The sequence below is a fragment of the Aeromonas sp. R7-4 genome (genome assembly GCF_040908055.1).
In the GTDB taxonomy this organism is placed as follows: Bacteria; Pseudomonadota; Gammaproteobacteria; order Enterobacterales; family Aeromonadaceae; genus Aeromonas; species Aeromonas sanarellii.
Genome location: NZ_JBFODA010000051.1, coordinates 1 through 21,520, shown reverse-complemented (window position 1 = coordinate 21,520; position 21,520 = coordinate 1). Strand labels below are relative to the sequence as shown.

Genomic DNA, 21,520 nt, shown 5'->3' with positions numbered 1-21,520 from the left:
CCGATTTCGTTTTAGGGAGCCAATGGCTCCCTTTCGTTTTGAGGAACCAAGGAAAATCATCATGATGAATATTGTCGTTGTAGGCGGTGGCGCCGGCGGTCTCGAGCTTGCGACCAGCCTGGGTCGCAAGCTGGGCAAGAAGAACAAGGCCAAGGTCACCCTGGTGGATCGCAACCGCACCCACCTGTGGAAACCCCTGCTGCACGAAGTGGCCACCGGCTCCATGGACGCGGGCATCGACGCCCTGAGCTACCAGTCCCACGCCAAGAACCACGGCTTCGAATTCCAGCTCGGCAGCCTGACCGACATCAAGCGCGACGAGAAACGCATCGTGCTGGCCCCCATCCACGACGACAGTGGCGCCCTGGTGGTCAACGAGCGGGAAGTCCCTTACGACATCCTGGTGATGGCCATCGGCTCCGTCTCCAACGACTTCAACACCAAGGGCATCAAGGATCACTGCATCTTCCTGGACAGCCCCTCCCAGGCGCACCGCTTCTACAACAGCATGATGAACCGCTTCCTGCAGTTCGCCACCGAATACCAGCCCGGTGACAAGGTGAAGATCGCCATCGTCGGCGGCGGCGCCACCGGCGTCGAACTCTCCGCCGAGCTCTACAACGCGGTGGAGCAGCTCTATGCCTACGGCTTCAAGAATCTCACCACCGACAGCCTCAAGGTGACCCTGGTGGAAGCGGGCCCCCGCATCCTGCCGGCCCTGCCGGAGCGCATCAGCGGCTCCGCCCACCAGGAGCTGGTGAAACTGGGCGTGGACGTGCGCACCGCCACCATGATCACCGAAGCGACCGCCGAGGGTCTGCACACCAAGGATGGGGAGCTGATTGAAGCAGACCTCATGGTGTGGGCCGCGGGCATCAAGGCGCCGGACTTCATGAAGGAGATCGCGGGCCTCGAGACCAACCGCATCAACCAGCTGGTGGTGCACGAGACCCTGCAGACCACCCGCGACGAGAACATCTTCGTCATCGGCGACTGCGCCGCCTGCCCGCAACCGGACGGCAAGTTCGTGCCGCCGCGCGCCCAGTCCGCCCACCAGATGGCGACCCAGGCGTTCAAGAACATCCTGGCCAAGATGAACGGCGGCGAGATGAAGCCCTACCGCTACCACGATCACGGCTCCCTGGTCTCCTTGAGCCGCTTCTCCACCGTGGGCAGCCTGATGGGCAACCTGATGCGGGGCTCCATGATGGTGGAGGGCTACATCGCCCGCCTCGTCTACATCTCCCTGTACCGGATGCACCAGGTGGCCCTGCACGGCTACATCAAGACCGGCCTCATCATGCTGGTGGGCCGCATCAACCGGGTGCTGCGCCCGAGCATGAAGCTGCACTGAGCGGTATTGGTAGACACTCAGATCAGAAGGAGAGGCCAGGCCTCTCCTTTTTTATGGCCGAAGCGGTGCGGCAGATTCCGAAGTGGCGCGGCAGGGGGATGTCCCTTGGCGACGGTTTGGGGTAGTCTGAAACCCGTTTTCACCCCAAGGAGCGCAAGATGATCCTCTCAACCACCCCCACCCTGGAAGGCAAGAGCATTCGCGAGTACCGCGGCATCGTCGTGGGCGAAGCCATCCTCGGCGCCAACATCTTCAAGGATCTGTTCGCAGGCATCCGCGACATCATCGGCGGTCGCTCCGGCGCCTATGAAAAGGAGCTGGCCCGGGCCCGGGAGATCGCCTTCGAGGAGCTCAGGGAGCGTGCCGCCGCCCTGGGGGCCAACGCCGTGGTCGGCATCGACATCGACTACGAGGTGGTGGGCCAGAACGGCAGCATGCTGATGGTCAGCATCAGCGGCACCGCCGTGGTGGTGTGAGCCCGTTTTCACCCCTTGCCAGCCAGCGCCCCGAGCCGATCCTGAGATCGGCTTTTTTGCGGGCGCGACGCCCTGATGGTATGAGGCGATGGTCCCTTCTCCCCTTGCGGGAGAAGGGTTAGGGCAAGGCATCGGCCCGGAAGCTGGCGCGGATCTGCGGCACCAGGGGGGAGGGGTCGAAGCCCTTCTCCTCCCCGAGCACAGGGTGCAGCAGGGGCTTGTCCTCTATGGGGGTGAAGTCCCCCGCCAGCAGCGCTCGGGTGGCCTGACCCATCTGGTAGAGCTGGCGCACCGGGGCGAACTGGCGGGCGAGATCGAGCCCCTCATCGGCGCGGGTGAAGGCCATCATGGGGATCTGGTAGGGGGCATCCCGGGGCGGCTTGGCGCCGTGGATGCCCTTGCCCGCCGACATCAGGAAGGGTTGGTGATCCCCGAAGGCTACCACCAGGTAGCGCTTGCCGGAGCGATCGAGCGTCTTGAGCAGCCGCTCCAGGGAGGCCATGGCATCCACCACCCCGGTGTAGTAGGTGTTGAGCAACTGCCGCTCCGCCGGGCTCTGATCCGGGCAGGCCCGATCGATCTGCTGGGCCCGATAGCGATCCCCGTCGAAGGGGCCGTGCCCCTGCATGGTGACCGCGTAGGCGAAGAGGGGCCCGTCGTCCTGCGCCGTGCGTTTCAGCAGGTGATCGATGAGGGCATCGTCCGAGATATAGAGCCCCTTGTGCTCCAGGCTGGTGAAGCGGGTGTCGAACCAGCGCTCCTCGTAGCCGAGCGACGGGATCGCCTTGGCACGGCCCCAGAACTTCTCCACATAGGGGTGGGCGAACAGGGTCTGGTAGCCGCTCTGCTTCGCGCTCTGGGCCAGCCCGGGCACCTGGTTTGACAGGTAGTAGTAGGGCACCACCCCCTGCTTGAGCAGGCCCGCCGGCAGCCCGGTGTTCATCTCGAACTCCGCCAGCACCGTCATGCCCCCCGTGGTGGGGGAGTGGATGGTCTTGTGCCACTGCGCCACCCCGGCGGGCAGGTTCAGGGTGGGGGCGGGGGCGCAGATCTTGCCCTGCCAATCGAGCCAGAGCGACTCGTATTGCAGCACTATCACCAGATCGAAGCGCGGTGGCTGGCCCAGGACCGGCTGGCTGAGCTCGGGAGTGCGCTCGTTGATCTGCAGGGGGTAGCGAAAGACGTTGCCGCTTTGCAGCATCTCGTCCACCAGGTTGAACAGGTAGAGGCCGGGACCGGCACGGATGATGTCCCTGTGGTAGTTCACCACCCTGTCGACGTAGCGGATGTTGGCCCCGAGCAGCTTGTTGCCGGTCTGGGTGGCGAACACGCACAGGGCGAAGAAGGCGGCGGTGGCGGCGGCCGTGCGCAGGATCCAGCGGGACAGGGCGAAGCGCCAGCACAGGAACAAGAGCCCCAGCACGGCCAGCATCGGCAGCACCGGGTGTTGATCCAGCAGGATGTGGAGCAGGGCCAGCAGATTGCCGAGATCGTCCCCCCCCAGCGGCACCCCGTAGATGGCGATCTTCATGAAGTTCGCCAGCAGGCCTATGCCTGAGAGGGCGGTAAAGACCAGCCCCATGTAGAGGTTGAAGCCCGCCAGGGCGCACAGGCTCCAGCCCAGCACCATGCTGCCCCAGGCGAGATAGTAGTGTTCAGGCCGAAAACCGGACCAGAACAGAAACTCCCCCAGCTTGAACACCACGAAGCCGTGCAGCAGCACGAAGGTGAGGTTGCCGAGCAGCAGGCTGCCGAGGATCCGCGAGCGGTAGCTGCGGCGCAGCCGCGGCATCAACACCCTGAGCATGGCGGCGCTCATCAGCAGCACCAGCAGCAGGCTGGTCATCAGATAGGTCAGGTTGAAGCCGCGTTCCGGCAGGGTCTGCAGGATCTGGCTGTACTCCCCGCTCTGCGGCCGATCTTTCAGCAAGAGGCCGATGCGCAGCTGATAGCGGCTGTCCAGGGCATCATCCGGCGCCCGCAGCGCACTGTTGAGATCCAGGGTGCAGCGCTCCTGGCGGCACTTCTGGCGCTTCTCTGCCGCCTGGCTCAGCTGATCGATGCGAACACCCCTGTCGTTGAGCAGCTCCACCCGCACCTTGTCCCCCTCCTGCAGCGGTTTGAGCAACTGCCACTGGCTGCGTACCACCAGATAGAGGCCACGGCTGTCGCTCTTGTAGAGCAGGCTGTAGCGGGAGAGGGTGGCGATGGGCTGATCCGCGGGCCCCAGGATCAGCGGTTGCGCCCGTCCGAGCCAACCTACGGGGTTGAGCAGCGGCAGGGCCAGGGTCAGCAGCAGCAGGGCGGTCAGTCCCCCAAGCAGCCATCCGGCCAGGGGCCGGGACGGGGAGGGGTAGTGACCGGAGACGGGGGCATTCATAGGGGCTCATCCTTGGAGCGGGCACGGCAGCAACGCTGCATCTATTTTGACCAGATGGTGAGGGGCTTGTTCCTCGATGTCAATTCAATGGCAAGGGGATGAATATTTCGTGACGACCGTGACTTGCAAAATGTGATCCCGATCCGCCAGGGGGGCTCATTCTGTGATGAAAGCGTCATCATGGGGCTTTGCCGCTGGTCTGCCGCCGTACCGCTGTTTAGTCTCAGAGCAACGGTTGGAGGTACATGTATGAATCCCAAGGTTGCGGCGCGTCAGGCCAGGTTGCTCCAGATGCTGGAGAACAAAGAAGAGATCCGGATCGGGCGGGAGCGGGACTGTCCCTTGCCGCTGGCCCAGCTCATCAGGCTGACCGAGGATCACCCGGCGGTGATCAGGGCCTATGGCCACGGACTCACCGCCGAGGTGTTTCATCTCAAGGTGGAGGGGCATCACTGGTGCCTGAAACGGTGCCGGCAGGACTCCCTGGTGGCCAATGTGGACGGCAAGACTGCCTTTCTCACCGAGCTGGAGCGCCGCCGGGAGATAGAGTCCCTGCGGGAATTGCACCCCACCATCCTCTCCAACGTGGTCTGTACCAGCTTCGGCTCAGCCCGGGCCGGGGTGCTGGTCTCCCCCTGGCTGCGGGGCGAGCCGGTGCGCGAGCTCTGCAAGCGCAACCTGGCGCAGATGCTGGCGGTGGAGGCCGAGCTGGCACGCTGGGGCTGGTTTGACTGGGATCCGAGCCCGGGCAACCTGCTCGACGACGGCCAGCAGATCTCGGTGTTCGACTTTGGCTACATGTGGCCCTTCGATCCCCTGCACGAATTCAACTCCAACGGCCTCACCGATCCCGGCTTCCACGTGCCGGAGCGGCTCGAGACCCGCACCCTCTCCGGGCTCTGGCTGGATGTGGCCGACCCCCTGCCGCTGTTTCGCCACTGGCGCGAGCTCTGCCTCGCCTGGGCGAAGGGGGAGCTGCAATACCTGTCACGGGAGGGAGCGAGCGCTCCCGTGCTGGCCCGCATGCAGGGGCTGGTGGGGGAGTGGAGTGCGGCGCTGGCAAGCGACGAGGCGCTGGCGGCCAACTGGTGGCGCGACATGTACCGCAGCCACCGGCTCGACATCCAGGACGATCTCAGCGGCAAGAGCTGCGGCCCGCTCACCCTGCGCCGCCTCGACTGGCTGGAGCTGGCGGTGCGGGATCACTTCCCGGCGCTTGCCGAGAACCTGGAGCACGATGAGGCCGGGCTCGGTCAGGCCGGTCTGTTGCAGCGGCTGGGGGGGCTGCGCGAGCAGATCCGGGCCAACCTGCTGCCGCCCGCGCGATCCTAGGGCATACCTGCACGACAAGAGGGGCGCCGCGGCGCCCCTCTTTGTTGTCGGTCTCGTGGTGACTCCAGAGAGGGAGGATGGATGTCCCTCAAGCCCCTGCTCCCGCGAGGGATGCAGGGGGCCTGCCAGGTTTGTACAGGCCAGGAGAAGAGCGTTGCTCAGTCGAGCAGCTCCCGGTGCAGGCAGTTGACGATGTGGCCCGCCTCGTCCTCTTTCACCAGGAAGCAGAGATTGTGGGCGCTGGCGCCGTAGCAGATCATCCGGATGTTGTGCTCGCGGATGGCGTCGAACACCTGGCTGCCCACTCCGGCCGCCTCGCTCATGCGGTTGCCGATGAGGGCCACCAGGGCGAAGCCGGTCTCCACCTCCACCTTGCACAGCTGGCCGAGCTCCGCCAGCACCTTGTCATTGAGGATGGGTTCGCCGTTGCTCTGGCTGCCGGTGTGATCCAGGGTCAGCGACACGCTCACCTCGGAGGTGGTGATGAGATCCACCGAGATGCGGTGGCGGGCCAGGATGCCGAACACCTCGGCCAGGAAGCCGTAGGCGTGGAACATGTTGAGGCTGTGCAGGGTGACCAGCACCTGCTGGCGGCGCAGGGCCACGGCCCGGAACAGGGGATTGGTGCTGGTGCTGGCGCGGATCCAGGTGCCGCCGGCGGCCGGATCCCTGGCGGAGCCGACGAACACCGGGATGTCCTGGCGCAGGGCCGGTTGCAGGGTGGCCGGGTGCAGCACCTTGGCGCCGAAGGTGGCCATCTCCGCCGCCTCCACGAAGCTGATCTCGGGGATGGGGCGGGCCCGGGTGACCAGGCGCGGATCCGTGGTGTAGATGCCGGGGACGTCGGTCCAGATCTCTATGCTGCCTGCGTCCAGCGCCTCGGCGAGCAGGGCCGCGCTGTAGTCGGAGCCGCCGCGGCCGAGGGTGGTGGTACGGCCGTCGCCATCGGCACCGATGAAGCCCTGGGTGATGACGAGGTGGTCACCCAGCAGGGGGCCCAGCGTGGCTTGGCAGAGCGCGCGGGTCGCGGCGAGATCCACGGTGGCCTTGCCAAAGCGGCTGTCGGTGCGCAGCAGCTGGCGCGCATCCTGCCACTGGGCCTTGACGCCGCGCTGGTGCAGCAGCTCGGTGAACAGCCGGGTGGACATCAGCTCGCCGCAGGCGATGAGCCTGTCCGCAAGCTCGGCGTCGGTGTGCTGGCAGGCCTGGCGCGCCATGGTGCGGATGTCGCCGAGCTGGGCGTGAATGAGGGCGCTCACGTCGCTCGGGTTGCCGAGCGCGGTCAGGATAGCCTGCTGGATCCCGGTCAGCTTGTCGAGCAGGGCGTCCTGCCCGGCTTCGTCCAGTTCGCCCTGGGCCAGGCTCACCAGCAGGTTGGTGACGCCGGCGCTGGCGCTCAGCACCACCACCCGGGTCGCCGGATTGGCCAGCACCACGTCGGCGCAGTGGTTCATGGCCGCGGCATCGGCGACGCTGGTTCCGCCAAACTTGGCGACGTTGATGAGGTTCATTGCATACTCCTGTCTCAAGGTGAAAATCCGGTTTCATCGGGCAAAAGAGAGGAGGAGGCAAAAAATGGCAGGAAAACGTGAGGATCCCGGCCAGAAGCACTCCACCCGTGGTGCCCATCCCGCAAGGATCCTGCTGGATGCCTGTGGGATGCACACGACCGATGACAACCCGGGGGATTCAGCCCCCGCAGCCGACGTGGCGGTGTCCAGTCACTCGCCTCGTCTCGGCGCTGCTCCCCCTGACCCAAGTTCGCAGGACGCTGGTGTCCTCCCTTGGGCTGCCTGGGCAGCGCTCCTCTTCTGGTGCCACCCTGGGGTGGCGTGCATGTACAAATACCCTGCACTGGATTGCACTGTCAATCGAGTTTGTAAAAAAGTACACAATTGACGGCAACCAGACACAAGATCAACAAGTTACGAAATGGTTTTGGACAAAACCTTGGAGCGGCGCTGCCAGTTGTAGAGGCGCTGGCGCGCCACCGGCAGATCCTCCACCTCCAGGGGATCGAAGCCCCGCTCCCGGAACCAGTGGATGGAGCGGGTAGTGAGCACGAACAGGCGGCGGATGCCGAGCCGCTTGGCCCGCTCGGCCACCTTGGCGATCAGGGTGTCGCCCCGGTTGGAGTTGCGGTACTCCGGGTGAATGGCGACGCAGGCCATCTCGGCCATGGCTTCTTCCATGAAGCAGTAGAGGGCGGCGCAGCCGATGATGAGGCCGTCGCGCTCTATGATGGTGAACTTGTCTATCTCCATCTCCAGCTGCTCCCGGGAGCGGCGCACCAGTATGCCTTCCTCCTCCAGGGGGCGGATGAGATCCAGGATGCCGCCGATGTCCTCTATGGTGGCGGCCCGCGCCCGCTCGGCGCTTTCGCGCACTATCTGGGTGCCGAGGCCCTCGCGGCTGAACAGCTCCTGCAGCATGGCGCCGTCATCCTGATAGCTCACCAGGTGGGAGCGGGGCACGCCGCCCCGGCAGGAGGCGATGGCCGCGCGCAGGTAGCGGGCGGTGCCGGACATCTCTTCCCCCGCCTGCTCCAGCCCCGCCAGCAGCTCCTCGGCCTGCTCGGGGAAGAGCTCGGAGATGGCCTCTCCGTGTCTGTCCATGACCCCCTGGGTGCTGCTGAAGCAGATGAGCTTGTCCGCTTTCAGATCCACCGCCACCCGGCGGGCTACCTCTTCCGAGCTCAGGTTGAAGCTCTCGCCGGTGACCGAGCAGCCGATGGGGGAGATGAGCACCAGGCCGTGCTGATCCAGCTGGCGGGTGATCCCCTCCACATCGATGCGACGCACCCGGCCGCTGTGGCAGAAGTCGATGCCGTCATCCACACCCAGCGGCTGGGCGGTGACGAAGTTGCCGCTCACCACGCTGATGCGGGCCCCCTGCATGGGGGTGTTGGCGAGGCCCATGGAGAGCTGGGCGGTGATGTCGTATTGCAGACCGCCGCACACCTGCTTGATGATGGCGAAACTGGCGTCGTCGGTGACCCGGATCCGCTTGTGATACTGGGCCTGGATGCCGGCACGGGCCAGGGCCTCGTCATTTTGCGGACGCGAACCAAACACCAGTACCAGGCGGATCCCCAAGGTCTGCAGCAGGGCGATGTCGCTGACGATGTTGGCGAAATTGGGGTGACAAATGGCTTCCCCGCCGATCATCAGGACGAAGGTGGCCCCCCGGTGCACATTGACATAGGGGGTGGATTGCCGAAAGGCATGGACCAGGCTGGGTTCGCGTTCACGCACGTGTTTCATTCCATAAAAAAGCAGCAATTCGCCCAATATATGAAAATAAATTCACAAATCAAGACTAAATATCGACTTGATGTTTTTTTGTCGCCATTTTGACCAGTGTGGGTGGGGAGGGGAAGACGCAGGCGAGGGCGGGAGGGTCGCCCCGGGGGCCGCTCCCTGGTTGATCCGGGCTAATAACCTGATATCTTCGGTGTTCCTTTTCGTCAGCCGCATTGCGCGGGGTTTTATACAAGGACAGGGCATATGGAGCAGATTATTTCACCGGCAGAGGCGCTGCCGGGACGGCGGGAAGCGCTGGAGATTGGCCAGGTGCACGCAGTCAACGGCCACCCGACCCAGGGGCCCTGGCCCGAGGGGATGGAGCTTGCCTGGTTCGGCATGGGCTGTTTCTGGGGGGTGGAGCGTCTGTTCTGGCAGCAGCCCGGGGTCTATTCCACCGCCGCCGGGTATCAGGGGGGGCTGACCCCCAATCCCACCTACAAGGAGGTGTGCAGCGGCCTGACCGGCCACGCCGAGACGGTGCAGGTGGTGTTCGATCCCAAGGTCATCAGCTATGGGGATCTCGTCAAGCTGTTCTGGGAACACCATGATCCGGCCCAGGGGATGCGCCAGGGTGGCGACATCGGCACCCAGTATCGCTCCGTCATCTTCGTCGGGGACGACACCCAGGAGGCGATTGCCCAGCAGAGCCTGGCCGCCTACCAGCAGGCCATGACGGCGAGCGGTGACGGGCGCACCATCACCACCCGCATCCTGCCGCTTGCCCCCTTCTATTACGCCGAGGATTATCACCAGCAATATCTGGAGAAGAATCCCGAGGGGTATTGCGGCCTGGGGGGCATCGGCGTCTGCCTGCCTCCCAGCCTGAATCGCTGAGGCGTCATTGCATACCACGGGGGCCATCAGGCCCCCGTGTCATTGTGATGAAAAATAATTGAAAAAAATGCGTCAGGTGGGGAACTAAACTGAACCCTGGCTGACCAACAGGGTAGCGACCACGGATGGTTGCCAAGACCAGACACATTTTTTTGCCCCGAAATTCATTACTCTGACAAGCGCGATGAATTGACAATGCTAGCAAGCAGGGCTGCCCGATGAGGCGGCCCTTTTCATTGGGCGTCCCGCCTCACTCCTCGCCTCATTGCATCTCGTCCCCTTGCCGTCACGGCAGGGGCGGGGTCAGCCGATTGTGCTGTCGAACAGGTTCTTGATGAGGTCGATGAACTCGATGAGGAAGGCTTGCTGGGCTTCGCTGGGGGCGGACAACCAGACGGCGGAGAGCACCTCTTCCAGGTCGGCCACCACGGCATCGGCCTCCTGCATGATCATGAAGCGCACCTTGGGGTCGAGCTGGGGATTCTGCTCGCAGATGGCCATCAGGTTGTCGGCCACCCGGCTGCTCACCAGATCCTCTATGGTCTGGGTGCCGCTGCCCTGCTGCTGGCTCTCGAACAGACCCAGACTCTCTACCAGATACTCGATCAGCGCAATGTAACCGTCGCTCTCTACCACCATATGGTCGCCCTTTATTCAATGCCTTGGGGAAATGGTGGGTATTTTAGTGGCTGGCCCCCGCTTGGCAAGCGGCAGTAGAGGCGATGGCGGATAAAACGGACGCCGCCACGGTCCACCGTCTCCACTCCTGCCAGCTCGAAGCCGTGGCGCAGGAACAGGGCGAGGCTGAAGGCGCTCGCCTCCGTGGTCAGGAGACGCAGTCCCAGCCGGACGGCGTGCTCGAGCACCGCCTCCAGCAGCAGGGTGCCGATCCCCTGGCGCTGATGATCCGCGCTCACGTAGAGCAGGCTGAGGTGGCCGTCATCGCTCAGGGTGGCGAAGCCAAGGGGCGTCTCCCCCCGTTCGACGACCCAGCCGTGGTGCTCGCGCAACTGGCTGGCGAGGCCAGGGTGCTGGGCCCCCCTGGCCCATTGCTCCACCTGCTCCTGGCTGTAGTGCTCCGGGCCCAGGCGGCGCACCGACTGCTCGAACAGGGTCAGCAGCGCGGGGACATGGTGCTCGGCGAGGGGCACCATGCGAAACGGGCCAGCTCCTTGTGCCGGGAAGGAGGGGCTCATGGCGTGGGGTCGCCGGTCGGTGCCTGTGGCCGCTTGGCCTTGGGCAGCCCCGCTACCACCCGCTGGTAGGAGTGCGCTATCCAGCCTTGCCAGAGCTCGTCCGGCAGGCTCTCGCTCAGGGTCACCGTGTTCCAGTGCTGCTTGTTCATGTGCCAGCCCGGTTTCACCTCGGGGTGGATCTCCCGCAGCAGCAGGGCGAGCTCGGGCTCGCACTTGAGGTTGATGCGAAGGGGCTCGGCCTGCCAGTCCACCAAGGCGAACATCTTGCCGGCGATGCGATAGACCAGGATCTCCGGGCCGAAGGGGGTGTCCTCGGTGGCGCCGGGCTGGCTGAGCAAAAATTCACGCAATTGCACGAGTGTCATGGAGGACTCCGCTCTGGTCCGATCATGGAGGAAGCATATTCACCGGGGTGAGCCATCTGTTAATATGCGCGGCGAGTATACCCCCCATCACCCCGGGAGCCCATGAGATGTTGTACCACAAGACCTTTGAACTGGGTCCCGATCGGGATTGGGTGGTGTTCGTGCACGGAGCGGGCGGCAGCTCCTCCATCTGGTTCAAGCAGCTGCGCGCCTACCGGGAGCACTTCAACGTGCTGTTGCTGGACTTGCGCGGCCACGGCCAGTCGAACCAGCTGCAGCAGGTGGTGAAGGGCCATTACAGCTTCCGGGCGGTGACCGAGGACATCCTGCGTCTGCTGGATCACCTGCGCATCCCCCATGCCCACTTCGTCGGCATTTCGCTCGGTACCATTCTCATCCGCCACCTGGCGGAGCTCTGCCCCGAGCGGGTCAAGAGCATGGTGTTGGGCGGCGCCATCCTGCGCCTCGATATCCGCTCCCGGGTGCTGGTGCAGCTGGGTCGCCTCGGCCAGCACATCCTGCCCTACATGTGGCTCTACCGCCTGTTCGCCTTCATCATCATGCCGCGCCAGCACCATCAGGAGTCCCGCAACCTCTTCGTGCGCGAGGCCAGAAAGCTGTGCCAGAAAGAGTTCAAGCGCTGGTTCCGCCTCGCCACCGAGGTGAATCCCCTGATGCGTTATTTTCGCGAGCGGGCCCTGCCCATTCCCACCCTCTACGTGATGGGGGAGGAGGATCACATGTTCCTCGCCCCGGTGCGCGAGCAGGTGGCCCGGGACCCCTTCAGCCGGCTCGAGATCATCGAGAAGTGCGGCCACGTCTGCAACGTGGAGCAGCCGGAGCTCTTCAACCGCCAGTCCCTGGCGTTTCTCTCCCACCAGGCGGGGACACAGCCTGCCACCTGACTCCAGGCGTTGCCGCGAGCCTGCTCACACGAAGTAGTGGGCGATGTCGAGGTAGCGCTGGCGGATATGCTCGATAAGCAACCTTATCTTGCGCGGCGGCTGGCGGGTGAAGGGGTAGACGGCGTAGATCCCGAGCTTCTTGCCCACCCGGTCCGGAAACAAGTCCACCAGATCTCCGTTCATCAGGTCGTGATAGACCAGACAGCGCGGCACGTAGACGATGCCGCGCCCCCCCAGCGCCGCCTTGCGCAGGGCCCCGGCGTTGTCAGTGGAGAAGCTCCCCGACACCGACACCAGGTAGTTGCCATCTTCCCCCTTGAAGGCCCACTCCGAGGCCCCCGTGCTCTGGTAGGCGTAGCGCAGGCAGTTGTGGGTGAGCAAGTCTGACGGCTCGCGCGGCGCCCCGAAGCGACGCACGTAGGCGGGGGCAGCGCAGATCACCCACTGGGAGTCGAGGATGTGGCGGGCAATCAGGCTCGAATCATCCAGATAGCCGGTGCGAATGACCAGATCGAACCCCTCTTCCACCAGATTGACGAAGCGGTTGTCGAGCGACATCTCCACCGTGAGCCCGGGGTGCTGCTGGCAAAAATCGGCCACGGCGTCGGCGAGCAGCAGCTCCCCCGAGATGGTGGGCACCGACATCCGCACATGACCGCTCACCTTTTCACCGAATCCCGCCACCGCATCGAAGGCGTCCAGTGCGGCGGCCTTCACATTTTTGGCACCCTGATAGAGCTCCTTGCCCGCCTCGCTCAGGGTCAGCCGGCGGGTGGTGCGATAGAGCAGCTGCACCCCGAGTTCCTCTTCCAGGCGCCCAATCCGTTTGCTAACCACTGAATTTGTCAGGGAATTTTGTTCGGCCACCTTGCTGAAGGAGCCTGCCTCCACCACCTGGGCGAAGAGAATGAGGTCGTCGGTACTGGCCATATTTGTCGATTTTAGGAATGAATGTTGTTCATTATTTCCATATATCGCGAAAAAGGAACAGGGTAAGGTCACGTTCGCTTAACAAAACAACAACAAGGTGCGCCCGTCGCACGACCTCTGGACAAGGATGCAATGATGACAGACACCCTGTTGGCCCTGGTGGCCTTCTCGCCGATCGTGGTGGCCGCCGTGCTGCTGGTCGGCCTCAACTGGCCCGCCAAGCGCGCCATGCCCATCGCCTTTATCCTGACCGTATTCATCGCCCTCTGGGGCTGGCAGATGAGCCCGACCCGGGTGCTCGCCTCCAGCCTGCAGGGGCTCATCATCACGGTGACCGTGCTCTGGATAGTGTTCGGCGCCATCCTGATGCTCAACACCCTGAAACACACCGGTGCCATCGCCGCGATCCGCGGCGGTTTCACCAATATCTCGCCGGACCGGCGCATCCAGGCCATCATCATCGCCTGGTGCTTCGGTGCCTTTATCGAGGGAGCCTCAGGGTTTGGCACCCCGGCCGCCATCGCCGCCCCCCTGCTGGTGGCCATCGGCTTCCCGGCGCTCGCCGCCGTGCTGCTCGGCATGATGATCCAGTCCACCCCGGTGTCGTTTGGTGCGGTGGGTACCCCCATCCTGGTGGGCATCAACAAGGGGCTGGATAACCAGGCCATCGGCCACACCCTGAGCGCCGGCGGCAGCAGCTGGGACATCTACCTGCAGCAGGTGACCACCAACGTGGCCCTCATTCACGCCACCGTCGGCACCCTGATGCCGGTGCTCATGGTGATGATGTTGACCCGCTTCTTCGGCCGCAACCGCAGCTGTACCGAGGGGCTCTCCATCCTGCCCTTCGCGATTTTCGCCGGGCTCGCCTTCACCGTGCCCTATGCCCTCACCGGCATGCTGCTCGGCCCCGAGTTCCCGTCCCTTATCGGCGGCCTGGTGGGGCTGGCTCTGGTGGTGACGGCGGCGCGCCACGGTTTTCTGGTGCCGAAGAACACCTGGGATTTCGCCCCCGAGAAAGAGTGGCCCGCCGAGTGGCTGGGCTCCTTGAAGCTCGATCTCAAAGAGGCTGCCGGCCGCCCCATGTCGCTCATGCTGGCCTGGCTCCCCTATGTGGCGCTGGCCCTCTTGCTGGTGGCGAGCCGGGTGAGCCCGGAATTCAAGGCAAGCCTGTTGTCGGTGAGCCTCGCCTTCACGGATCTGCTGGGTGAGAAGGGGGTCAGCGCCTCCATTGAGCCGCTCTACCTGCCGGGGGGCCTGCTGGTGTTCTGCGCCCTGCTCGCCACCCTGATTCAAGCCCGAGCCCTGGCGCCCCTCGGCCGCGCCGTGAGCGAGTCGAGCCGCACCCTGATCGGCGCCGGTTTCGTGCTGATCTTCACCGTGCCCATGGTGCGCATCTTCATCAACTCCGGCGTCAACGGGGCGGATCTCGCCAGCATGCCGGTGACCACTGCGAATTTTGCCGCAGGGCTCGTCGGGGAGTTCTTCCCGGCCCTGAGCGCCACTATCGGCGCGCTGGGGGCCTTTATCGCCGGCTCCAACACGGTGTCGAACATGATGTTCAGCCAGTTCCAGTTCGAGGTGGCCCAGACCCTGGGGGTCTCCACCGCCGCCATGCTGGCGCTGCAGGCGGTCGGTGCCGCGGCCGGCAACATGATTGCCATCCACAACGTGGTGGCGGCGTCGGCCACCGTGGGCCTCTTGGGGCGCGAGGGGGCGACGCTGCGCAAGACGGCGCTGCCGACCCTCTACTACCTGCTGGCCACCGGCCTTATCGGGCTGGCGCTCATGTACAGCTTCCACGTCTCGGACGCACTGCTGCAGTTGAAGTAAAGGAGAGCAAGTGATGAAGGTAATGCGGGTCTATCCGGCCAAGCCGGCCGATGTCTATCTCTACGCCACCTGTCTGGTGGACCTGTTCGACCCGGTGGCGGGGCTCGATGCCATCGCCCTGATCGAGCGGGAAGGGATAAGGGTGCACTTTGTCGAGAAACAGACCTGCTGCGGGCAGCCGGCCTACACCTCGGGTCACGAGGAGGAGGCGCGCAAGGTGGCGCAAAGTCAGATGGCGCTCTTCCCCGAGCCCTGGCCGGTGGTGGTGCTGTCGGGCTCCTGCGGCGGCATGATGCACCATCACTACCGCCGCCTCTTCCCGGACAGCCCCGAGGTGGCGGCGTTTTGCGAGCGGGTGTTCGAGCTCACCGAGTTTCTGGCCCGGGTCTGCCGGGTGCGCTGGCGCGCCGTGGGGGAGGCGAACATCGTCATGCACACCTCCTGCTCGGCCCGGCGCGAGATGCAGGTGCACACCACGGCCCGCAGCCTGCTGGGGCAACTGGGCGGCGTCACCCTGCACGAACAGGCTTACGAGAGCGAGTGCTGCGGTTTTGGCGGCACCTTCTCGGTGCGCCACCCCCACATCAGCCAGGCCATGGTGGAGGACAAGACCCGCCACCTGCTGGCGACCGGCGCCGACACCCTGGTGAGCGCCGACTGGGGGTGCCTCTTGAACATCAAGGGATCCCTGGCCTATCAGGGCAAGACGCTCCCCGCCACCCATCTGGCCAGCTTCCTGCTCGCCCATAGCGAGCCGGTATCAGACAAACAAGGGGCTCAGGCCCTGCAAAAACAGGGGGCCCATCATGAGTGATCACGCCAAGTATTCGCCGCGCCGCTTCCACCCCCAGGCCGAGGCGGCCCTGGCCGACCCCGTGCTGCGCCAGAATTTTCGCGGCGCCATGGATTACCTGCGCGGCAAGCGGCGCGACGCCTTCGCCGACCCGCAGGAAGAAGCGGCGGTGCGCGATGCGGCCGAGCAAATTCGCCAGCGCTGCCTCTCGCGCTTGCCGGAGCTGCTGGAGCAGCTCGAAGCCAACTGCGAGCGCAACGGTATCAGGGTGCACTGGGCCCAGACGCCGGCCGAGGCCAACGCCATCATCCTCGACATCGCTCAGCAGCATGGGGTGAGCAGCATCGCCAAGGGCAAGTCCATGGTGAGCGAGGAGGTGGGCTTCAACCACGAGATGGCGCGCCACGGCATTCGCTGTCTTGAGAGCGACATGGGGGAGTTTATCGTCCAGCTCGACGGCGACACCCCGTCCCACATCATCATGCCCGCCATCCACAAGAACAAGCAGGAGGTGAGCGACACCTTCGCAAGCAACCTGGAAGGCTTTACCCCCACCACGGACGTGGACGCCCTGATCCAGACCGGGCGGCGGGCCCTGCGCGAAGAGTTTCGCCGCGCCGGCATGGGGCTCTCCGGCGTCAACTTCGCGGTGGCCGAGACTGGCAGCCTGTGCCTCGTCGAGAACGAGGGCAACGGGCGCATGTGCACCACTGTGCCGAAAGTGCACGTGGCCATCACCGGCATCGAGAAGGTGGTGGAGTTTTTCAGTGACGTACCGCCTCTTTACAGCGCCCTGACCCGCTCGGCCACCGGCCAGGCCATCACCACCTACTTCAACGTCATCAGCGGCCCGCGCCGGGCAGGGGAGCTGGACGGCCCGGACGAGGTGCACCTGGTGCTGCTCGACAACGGCCGCAGCCAGGCTTACCGGGATGAGGAGCTGCGCAAGACATTGCAGTGCATCCGCTGCGGCGCCTGCATGAACCACTGCCCGGTTTACACCCGCATCGGCGGCCACGCCTACGGCACCATCTACCCGGGCCCCATCGGCAAGATCATCTCCCCCCACCTGCTGGGGCTGGAAAGCACGAGCGATCTGGTGACCGCATCGAGCCTGTGCGGGGCCTGCGGCGAGGTGTGCCCGGTGCGTATCCCCATTCCCGACATGTTGCAGCGCCTGCGCCGGGAGGCCAAACACGACGCAGAGCCCGGTCACGAACCGCTGGCGGGGCAGGGGGCGGCCAGGAGCCGGCTCGAGACCCTGGCCATGCAGGGCTTTGCCTTTGCCGCCACTCATCCGCGCCTCTATCACGCCGCGACCGGTGTGGCCGGTCGCCTGCGGGGCTTGATGCCCAAACACTTGGGCCCCTGGACCCAGTGCCGCGAGGCCCCCAAACCCGCCCCCCAGAGCCTGCACGCCCTGCTGCGCCAGAAGAAGAAGGAGTCCTGAGATGTCGAGCAAAGAGGCTATCTTGAACCGCCTGCGCGGCGCCGCTACCCCCATTGCCCAGGCTCCGCACGCCTGGCAGCCCTGGCGCGGGGAAGATGACAACGCGCGGCGTGAGCGCTTTCTTGGCATGATCACCGCCAGCCACGCCGAGATCCTCACTGTCCAACAGGCAAACCTGGCCCGTGATCTGAGCGCCTGGCTGGATGAAGAAGGCGTGACGAGTCTGGCCTGTGGCCAGGGCGGCCGCTGGCAGGATGAGGTCACGGCCGCCTGCGCCGGGCGCTCTGTGTTGACCCCGGCGGGGGAGTTCGCCGGCTGGAAAGACGAGCTGTTTGACGTTTGTCAGGCGGGGATCACCCACTGCGCGGGGGCCATCGCCGATACCGGGACGCTGGTGTTGCTGCCGGACGGCGGCGAGCCGCGCACCTTATCCCTGGTGCCCCCCTGCCATATCGCCCTGCTGGCGGCCTCCACCATCGCCGACAACCTGGCGGGGCTGGTGGACGCCGGGCGCTGGCAGCAGGCCATGCCCACCAACCTGTTGCTGGTTTCCGGCCCCTCCAAGACCGCCGACATCCAGCAGACCCTGGCCTACGGTGCCCACGGCCCGAGTCGCCTCTTGGTGGTGCTGGTGGAGGATTGCTGATGCGCTGGAACCAGTTTGATGCCGCCGTGCTCGCGCGTATCCCGCCGGAGCGGCTGGTGAGCGACCCGGACTTGCGGCTCGCCCACGGCACGGACGCCAGCTTCTACCGGCTGGTGCCCGAGCGCATCGTGCGCCTCGACTCCCTCGATGAAGTGCGCTTCGTGCTCAGGGTGTGCCGCGAATTGCACCTGCCGTGCACCTTTCGCGCCGCCGGTACCAGCCTCTCGGGTCAGGCCCTGAGCGATTCGGTGCTTATCACTCTCACCGATAGCTGGCGCGGCCACCGCATTCTGGACGAGGGCAAGCGCATCGCCCTGCAACCCGGGGTGATCGGCGCCGATGCCAACCGCTATCTGGCGCCTCTGGGCCGCAAGATTGGGCCGGATCCCGCCTCCATCAACGCCTGCAAGCTGGGCGGCATCGCCGCCAACAACGCGAGCGGCATGTGCTGCGGCACCGCCCACAACAGCTATCACACCCTGCACGCCATGACCCTGCTGCTGGCCGATGGCACCGTGCTGGACAGCAGCGATCCCCACAGCCGCGCCGCCTTGGCGACCAGACGCCCGGAGCTGCTGGCCGGGCTCGCCGCCCTGCGCGCCGAAGTGCTGGCGAACGCCGAGCTTGCCGCCAAAATTCGCCACAAGTACCGGCTCAAGAACACCACCGGCTACGCCATCAATGCCCTGCTCGACCATCAAGACCCCATCGATATCCTCACCCACCTGATGATCGGCTCGGAGGGGACCCTCGGCTTTATCGCCGAGGTGGTGCTCGATACCGTGCCCGAATACCCCCACAAGGCCTCGGCCCTGCTGGTGTTTCGGGATGCGGAGCAGGCCTGTCTGGCCACCTCGCGCCTGAAAAGTGCGCCGGTGGCGGCGGTGGAGCTGATGGATGGGCGCTCCCTTCGCTCGGTCGCGGGCAAGCCCGGCCTGCCGGACTTTATCAAGACGCTGGACCTGGCTGCCTGCGCCCTGCTTGTCGAGGTGCATGGGGAATCGAAAGAGGAGCTGGTGACTCGCTGCGAGCAGGTGACGGCCATGGCGGCCGAGTTCGCCCAGGTCGCCTCTGTGCCTTTTACTACCGATAGCGCCGGGCTCTGGGCCATTCGCAAGGGGCTCTTCCCGGCGGTGGGGGCGGTGCGCACCACCGGCACCACCGTCATCATCGAGGATGTCGCCTTTCCCATCGAGCGTCTGGCCGAAGGGGTTGCGGGGCTGCAGCAACTGTTCGACGAGTTTGAGTATCACGAGGCCATCATCTTCGGCCACGCGCTGGAGGGGAACCTGCACTTCGTTTTTACCCAGGGGTTCGAGGATCCGGCGCAGGTGGCCCGCTACGGCGCCTTTATGGATGCGGTGGCCGAACTCGTCGCCGTGCGCTTTGGCGGGTCGCTCAAGGCCGAGCACGGCACCGGCCGCAACATGGCCCCCTATGTGGAGCTGGAATGGGGGCCGGAGGGGATGGCGCTGATGCGCCGCATCAAGGCGCTGCTCGACCCCGATGGCCTGCTCAATCCCGGCGTCATCATCAACGACGACCCCAAGGCCCATCTGGCCCACCTCAAGCCCATGCCGGCGAGCGATGCTATCGTCGATCCGTGCATCGAGTGCGGCTTTTGCGAGGCGGTCTGCCCCTCGCGCACCCTGTCGCTCTCGCCGCGCCAGCGCATCGTGCTTTACCGCGAACTGGCCCGCCGCAATCGTGCCGATGAGCCCTCCAACCAGCTGGCCCGGCTGTTTGACTATCAGGGCATCGACACCTGCGCCGCCACCGGGCTCTGCGCCGATCGCTGCCCGGTCGGCATCAATACCGGTGCGCTCATCAAGAAGCTGCGCACTGACAAATACCGGCGCTTCGTGCCCATCGCCCGCTGGAGCGCCGATCACTTCGCCGGCGTCACCCGCACGGCTCGCGGAGCCCTCGGCCTCAAAAGGATTGCCGGCAAGCTGTTGGGGGACAAAGCGCTGGCCGGATTGGTGAACGGGGTTCGCCATCTGAGCGGCCAGCGCACACCCGCCTGGCTGCCGACCCTGCCGGGCCCGAGCCGCTACCGGTGGTCGCAAGGGGAGGGGAGCAATGATGGATCCATCGAGCGCGCCGTGGTCTATCTGCCGTCGTGCGCCAGCCGGGTATTCGGCCAGCAGGAGGATGCCCCGTCACTGCCGGACGTGGTGTTATCCCTGCTCAAGAAGGCGGGTTGCCGGGTGATAGTGCCGGTGAGAGTTGAGGGGCTCTGCTGCGGCATGCCCTATGACAGCAAGGGGATGGTCGAGGTGGCTGCCGCCAAGCGCAGTGAGCTGGTGGCGGCGCTGTGGCAGGCAAGCGAGCAGGGGCGCTGGCCCGTGCTGCTCGATACCAGCCCCTGCGTGCAGCGACTGCTGTCGGGGGCGCTCGGCAAGGGGCTTCGGGTGTTCGAGCCCTCCGCCTTTGTGCTGGAACACCTGCTACCCCACCTTGAGCTGACCCCCATCGACGAGACCGTCATGCTCCATATCACCTGCAGCAGCCGGCGCATGGGGCTGGGGGAGACGATGCTGGCGGTGGCCCGCGCCTGCGCCCGTGAGGTGATAATCCCTGAGCATATCCAGTGCTGCGGCTTTGCCGGCGACAAGGGGCTGATGACCCCGGAGCTCAACGCCGCGGCGCTTGCCAGCCTGCCAGCCCAGGTGCCCAGCGATTGCCGTCAGGGTTTCAGCAACAGCCGCACCTGCGAAATGGGGCTCAGCCAGCACGCCGGCATTCCCTATCACAGCATCCTTTATCTGGTGGATCAGGCGGCGAGATAAAGAAAGCCCCGGCAGAACAAGTTCTGACGGGGCTTTCTTTGTTGGAAAAATAGGAGCAAGAGTCTGACGTCTATTTTTAACGCCTATGGCCGCTAGCTGCTTCACACCAAGTTCTCATTATGTAATGTTCAACTCAGCCAGGATGCAATAGACACTAACCCTACTGGAATAACGATCATCATTGCTAGAACACCAAGGCAGCCGCTACCCCGGCTTGATGATGAGTGGAAATTATTACTTGTGTTTTCTCGGTTATTCAACCATTCAGCATGGCAATTTGAGCAATAGAGTTTTATTGTGCCCGTATTCCAAGCACGAATGGTGCGATTGTCAAACGGAGCATTGCAGCGACAGCGAGAACAGGTAAAAAATTTGTTTGAAGGTTTTTTTGGACGACTAAATAGAGCCAGTGGTATTATTGCAAAAAATGCAATTGGAAGTGATGTTGTAAGGTCTTTTTCTTTAAAATAGTTAAAGCCAGCTAACGTTATCAAAACTATAGCCAGGATTAAAAAAACATAATCCAGAGGTGTTTTTCTGACTGGTTCAAGGATGATTTTTTTATCACTTGACCCTCCCTTAGGGAAGGTGCGAACAAGTCCCTGATATGAGATCATGTTTGTCATCTGGAGCCATGGAACAGGGTTCATCATGAGTCATCAACTTACCTTCGCCGACAGTGAATTCAGCAGTAAGCGCCGTCAGACCAGAAAAGAGATTTTCTTGTCCCGCATGGAGCAGATTCTGCCATGGCAAAACATGGTGGAAGTCATCGAGCCGTTTTACCCCAAGGCTGGTAATGGCCGGCGACCTTATCCGCTGGAAACCATGTTACGCATTCACTGCATGCAGCATTGGTACAACCTGAGCGATGGCGCGATGGAAGATGCTCTGTACGAAATCGCCTCCATGCGTCTGTTTGCCCGGTT

19 protein-coding genes and 1 riboswitch are annotated in these 21,520 nt (G+C 64.4%); of the genes, 11 read left to right on the top strand and 8 right to left on the bottom strand.

What is annotated here, in order from left to right; translation table 11 throughout:
* The first annotated feature begins 61 nt into the window (after nt 1-61).
* Both AB5Y72_RS13580 and AB5Y72_RS13575 read left to right on the top strand, forming a co-directional pair.
* On the top strand, nt 62-1,354 hold the full coding sequence (locus AB5Y72_RS13580) for an NAD(P)/FAD-dependent oxidoreductase (protein ID WP_042075216.1): 1,293 nt from the start codon (nt 62-64) through the stop codon (nt 1,352-1,354).
* Between the two features lie 158 nt (nt 1,355-1,512).
* A complete protein-coding gene (locus AB5Y72_RS13575) occupies nt 1,513-1,830 on the top strand; it encodes a heavy metal-binding domain-containing protein (RefSeq protein ID WP_042075218.1) in 318 nt (105 codons plus the stop codon).
* A gap of 118 nt (nt 1,831-1,948) precedes the next feature.
* Here the strand turns inward: AB5Y72_RS13575 and AB5Y72_RS13570 are convergent, their stop codons facing one another.
* On the bottom strand, nt 1,949-4,210 hold the full coding sequence (locus AB5Y72_RS13570) for an LTA synthase family protein (RefSeq protein ID WP_325783143.1): 2,262 nt from the start codon (nt 4,208-4,210) through the stop codon (nt 1,949-1,951).
* A gap of 249 nt (nt 4,211-4,459) precedes the next feature.
* Between AB5Y72_RS13570 and AB5Y72_RS13565 the strand changes: the two genes are divergently transcribed.
* On the top strand, nt 4,460-5,542 hold the full coding sequence (locus AB5Y72_RS13565) for a hypothetical protein (protein ID WP_209791745.1): 1,083 nt from the start codon (nt 4,460-4,462) through the stop codon (nt 5,540-5,542).
* A 158-nt stretch (nt 5,543-5,700) separates the two neighbouring features.
* Here the strand turns inward: AB5Y72_RS13565 and lysC are convergent, their stop codons facing one another.
* Both lysC and argA read right to left on the bottom strand, forming a co-directional pair.
* The gene (gene lysC / locus AB5Y72_RS13560) at nt 5,701-7,053 is read right to left on the bottom strand and encodes a lysine-sensitive aspartokinase 3 (RefSeq protein ID WP_325783142.1); all 1,353 of its coding nucleotides are present in this window, start codon (nt 7,051-7,053) and stop codon (nt 5,701-5,703) included.
* A gap of 86 nt (nt 7,054-7,139) precedes the next feature.
* Nucleotides 7,140-7,361, bottom strand: a riboswitch (Lysine riboswitch).
* A 106-nt stretch (nt 7,362-7,467) separates the two neighbouring features.
* Nucleotides 7,468-8,796, bottom strand: a complete 1,329-nt coding sequence (gene argA, locus AB5Y72_RS13555; RefSeq protein WP_325783141.1) for an amino-acid N-acetyltransferase — start codon at nt 8,794-8,796, stop codon at nt 7,468-7,470.
* A 252-nt stretch (nt 8,797-9,048) separates the two neighbouring features.
* On the opposite strand from argA, the gene msrA reads away from it, so the two are divergent.
* On the top strand, nt 9,049-9,681 hold the full coding sequence (gene msrA / locus AB5Y72_RS13550; RefSeq protein WP_010674365.1) for a peptide-methionine (S)-S-oxide reductase MsrA: 633 nt from the start codon (nt 9,049-9,051) through the stop codon (nt 9,679-9,681).
* Nucleotides 9,682-9,984: 303 nt separating this feature from the next.
* Here msrA and AB5Y72_RS13545 read toward each other — a convergent pair whose 3' ends face one another.
* Genes AB5Y72_RS13545 through AB5Y72_RS13535 form a run of 3 tightly spaced genes read right to left on the bottom strand, consistent with a single transcriptional unit; the run spans nt 9,985 to nt 11,242 of the window.
* A complete protein-coding gene (locus AB5Y72_RS13545) occupies nt 9,985-10,320 on the bottom strand; it encodes a DUF3802 family protein (protein WP_325783140.1) in 336 nt (111 codons plus the stop codon).
* Nucleotides 10,321-10,331: 11 nt separating this feature from the next.
* Nucleotides 10,332-10,877 carry a GNAT family N-acetyltransferase gene (locus AB5Y72_RS13540; protein WP_325783139.1) on the bottom strand — a complete coding sequence of 182 codons (546 nt, stop codon included), beginning with the start codon at nt 10,875-10,877 and terminating at the stop codon, nt 10,332-10,334.
* Nucleotides 10,874-11,242, bottom strand: a complete 369-nt coding sequence (locus AB5Y72_RS13535; RefSeq protein ID WP_325783138.1) for an MmcQ/YjbR family DNA-binding protein — start codon at nt 11,240-11,242, stop codon at nt 10,874-10,876. Before AB5Y72_RS13535 ends, AB5Y72_RS13540 begins: the two co-directional genes overlap by 4 nt.
* Nucleotides 11,243-11,349: 107 nt before the next feature.
* Between AB5Y72_RS13535 and AB5Y72_RS13530 the strand changes: the two genes are divergently transcribed.
* Complete coding sequence (locus AB5Y72_RS13530) at nt 11,350-12,147, top strand: alpha/beta fold hydrolase (protein WP_368199077.1); 798 nt, start codon at nt 11,350-11,352, stop codon at nt 12,145-12,147.
* Between the two features lie 24 nt (nt 12,148-12,171).
* On the opposite strand, the gene AB5Y72_RS13525 is transcribed toward AB5Y72_RS13530, so the two are convergent.
* Complete coding sequence (locus tag AB5Y72_RS13525; RefSeq protein ID WP_084202571.1) at nt 12,172-13,149, bottom strand: LysR family transcriptional regulator; 978 nt, start codon at nt 13,147-13,149, stop codon at nt 12,172-12,174.
* A 63-nt stretch (nt 13,150-13,212) separates the two neighbouring features.
* On the opposite strand from AB5Y72_RS13525, the gene AB5Y72_RS13520 reads away from it, so the two are divergent.
* From AB5Y72_RS13520 to AB5Y72_RS13500, 5 genes are read left to right on the top strand one after another with little or no spacing between them, the layout of a single operon-like run.
* On the top strand, nt 13,213-14,910 hold the full coding sequence (locus tag AB5Y72_RS13520; protein WP_368199076.1) for an L-lactate permease: 1,698 nt from the start codon (nt 13,213-13,215) through the stop codon (nt 14,908-14,910).
* Between the two features lie 13 nt (nt 14,911-14,923).
* The gene (locus tag AB5Y72_RS13515; RefSeq protein WP_084202572.1) at nt 14,924-15,724 is read left to right on the top strand and encodes a (Fe-S)-binding protein; all 801 of its coding nucleotides are present in this window, start codon (nt 14,924-14,926) and stop codon (nt 15,722-15,724) included.
* Nucleotides 15,717-17,153 carry a LutB/LldF family L-lactate oxidation iron-sulfur protein gene (locus tag AB5Y72_RS13510; RefSeq protein WP_368199075.1) on the top strand — a complete coding sequence of 479 codons (1,437 nt, stop codon included), beginning with the start codon at nt 15,717-15,719 and terminating at the stop codon, nt 17,151-17,153. The genes AB5Y72_RS13515 and AB5Y72_RS13510 overlap by 8 nt, the downstream gene beginning before the upstream one ends.
* Before the next feature lies 1 nt (nt 17,154).
* Complete coding sequence (locus AB5Y72_RS13505) at nt 17,155-17,799, top strand: lactate utilization protein C (protein ID WP_368199074.1); 645 nt, start codon at nt 17,155-17,157, stop codon at nt 17,797-17,799.
* The gene (locus AB5Y72_RS13500; protein ID WP_368199073.1) at nt 17,799-20,591 is read left to right on the top strand and encodes an FAD-binding and (Fe-S)-binding domain-containing protein; all 2,793 of its coding nucleotides are present in this window, start codon (nt 17,799-17,801) and stop codon (nt 20,589-20,591) included. Before AB5Y72_RS13505 ends, AB5Y72_RS13500 begins: the two co-directional genes overlap by 1 nt.
* A gap of 128 nt (nt 20,592-20,719) precedes the next feature.
* Here the strand turns inward: AB5Y72_RS13500 and AB5Y72_RS13495 are convergent, their stop codons facing one another.
* Entirely contained in the window at nt 20,720-21,244 is a 525-nt protein-coding gene (locus tag AB5Y72_RS13495) for a hypothetical protein (protein ID WP_368199091.1), read from the bottom strand.
* Here AB5Y72_RS13495 and AB5Y72_RS13490 point away from each other — a divergent pair.
* Nucleotides 21,243-21,520: transposase (locus tag AB5Y72_RS13490; RefSeq protein ID WP_176235144.1), on the top strand; the 278-nt coding region annotated here is incomplete at its 3' end. The two genes, AB5Y72_RS13495 and AB5Y72_RS13490, sit on opposite strands and share 2 nt — an antisense overlap.

Excerpts from the sequence above, each read along its gene's own strand:
- AB5Y72_RS13580 (WP_042075216.1), top strand. The coding sequence starts at position 62 with ATGATGAATATTGTCGTTGTAGGCGGTGGCGCCGGCGGTCTCGAGCTT.
- AB5Y72_RS13575 (WP_042075218.1), top strand. The coding sequence starts at position 1,513 with ATGATCCTCTCAACCACCCCCACCCTGGAAGGCAAGAGCATTCGCGAG.
- AB5Y72_RS13570 (WP_325783143.1), bottom strand. The coding sequence starts at position 4,210 with ATGAATGCCCCCGTCTCCGGTCACTACCCCTCCCCGTCCCGGCCCCTG.
- AB5Y72_RS13565 (WP_209791745.1), top strand. The coding sequence starts at position 4,460 with ATGAATCCCAAGGTTGCGGCGCGTCAGGCCAGGTTGCTCCAGATGCTG.
- lysC (WP_325783142.1), bottom strand. The coding sequence starts at position 7,053 with ATGAACCTCATCAACGTCGCCAAGTTTGGCGGAACCAGCGTCGCCGAT.
- msrA (WP_010674365.1), top strand. The coding sequence starts at position 9,049 with ATGGAGCAGATTATTTCACCGGCAGAGGCGCTGCCGGGACGGCGGGAA.
- AB5Y72_RS13545 (WP_325783140.1), bottom strand. The coding sequence starts at position 10,320 with ATGGTGGTAGAGAGCGACGGTTACATTGCGCTGATCGAGTATCTGGTA.
- AB5Y72_RS13540 (WP_325783139.1), bottom strand. The coding sequence starts at position 10,877 with ATGAGCCCCTCCTTCCCGGCACAAGGAGCTGGCCCGTTTCGCATGGTG.
- AB5Y72_RS13535 (WP_325783138.1), bottom strand. The coding sequence starts at position 11,242 with ATGACACTCGTGCAATTGCGTGAATTTTTGCTCAGCCAGCCCGGCGCC.
- AB5Y72_RS13530 (WP_368199077.1), top strand. The coding sequence starts at position 11,350 with ATGTTGTACCACAAGACCTTTGAACTGGGTCCCGATCGGGATTGGGTG.
- AB5Y72_RS13520 (WP_368199076.1), top strand. The coding sequence starts at position 13,213 with ATGACAGACACCCTGTTGGCCCTGGTGGCCTTCTCGCCGATCGTGGTG.
- AB5Y72_RS13515 (WP_084202572.1), top strand. The coding sequence starts at position 14,924 with ATGAAGGTAATGCGGGTCTATCCGGCCAAGCCGGCCGATGTCTATCTC.
- AB5Y72_RS13510 (WP_368199075.1), top strand. The coding sequence starts at position 15,717 with ATGAGTGATCACGCCAAGTATTCGCCGCGCCGCTTCCACCCCCAGGCC.
- AB5Y72_RS13505 (WP_368199074.1), top strand. The coding sequence starts at position 17,155 with ATGTCGAGCAAAGAGGCTATCTTGAACCGCCTGCGCGGCGCCGCTACC.
- AB5Y72_RS13500 (WP_368199073.1), top strand. The coding sequence starts at position 17,799 with ATGCGCTGGAACCAGTTTGATGCCGCCGTGCTCGCGCGTATCCCGCCG.
- AB5Y72_RS13495 (WP_368199091.1), bottom strand. The coding sequence starts at position 21,244 with ATGATGAACCCTGTTCCATGGCTCCAGATGACAAACATGATCTCATAT.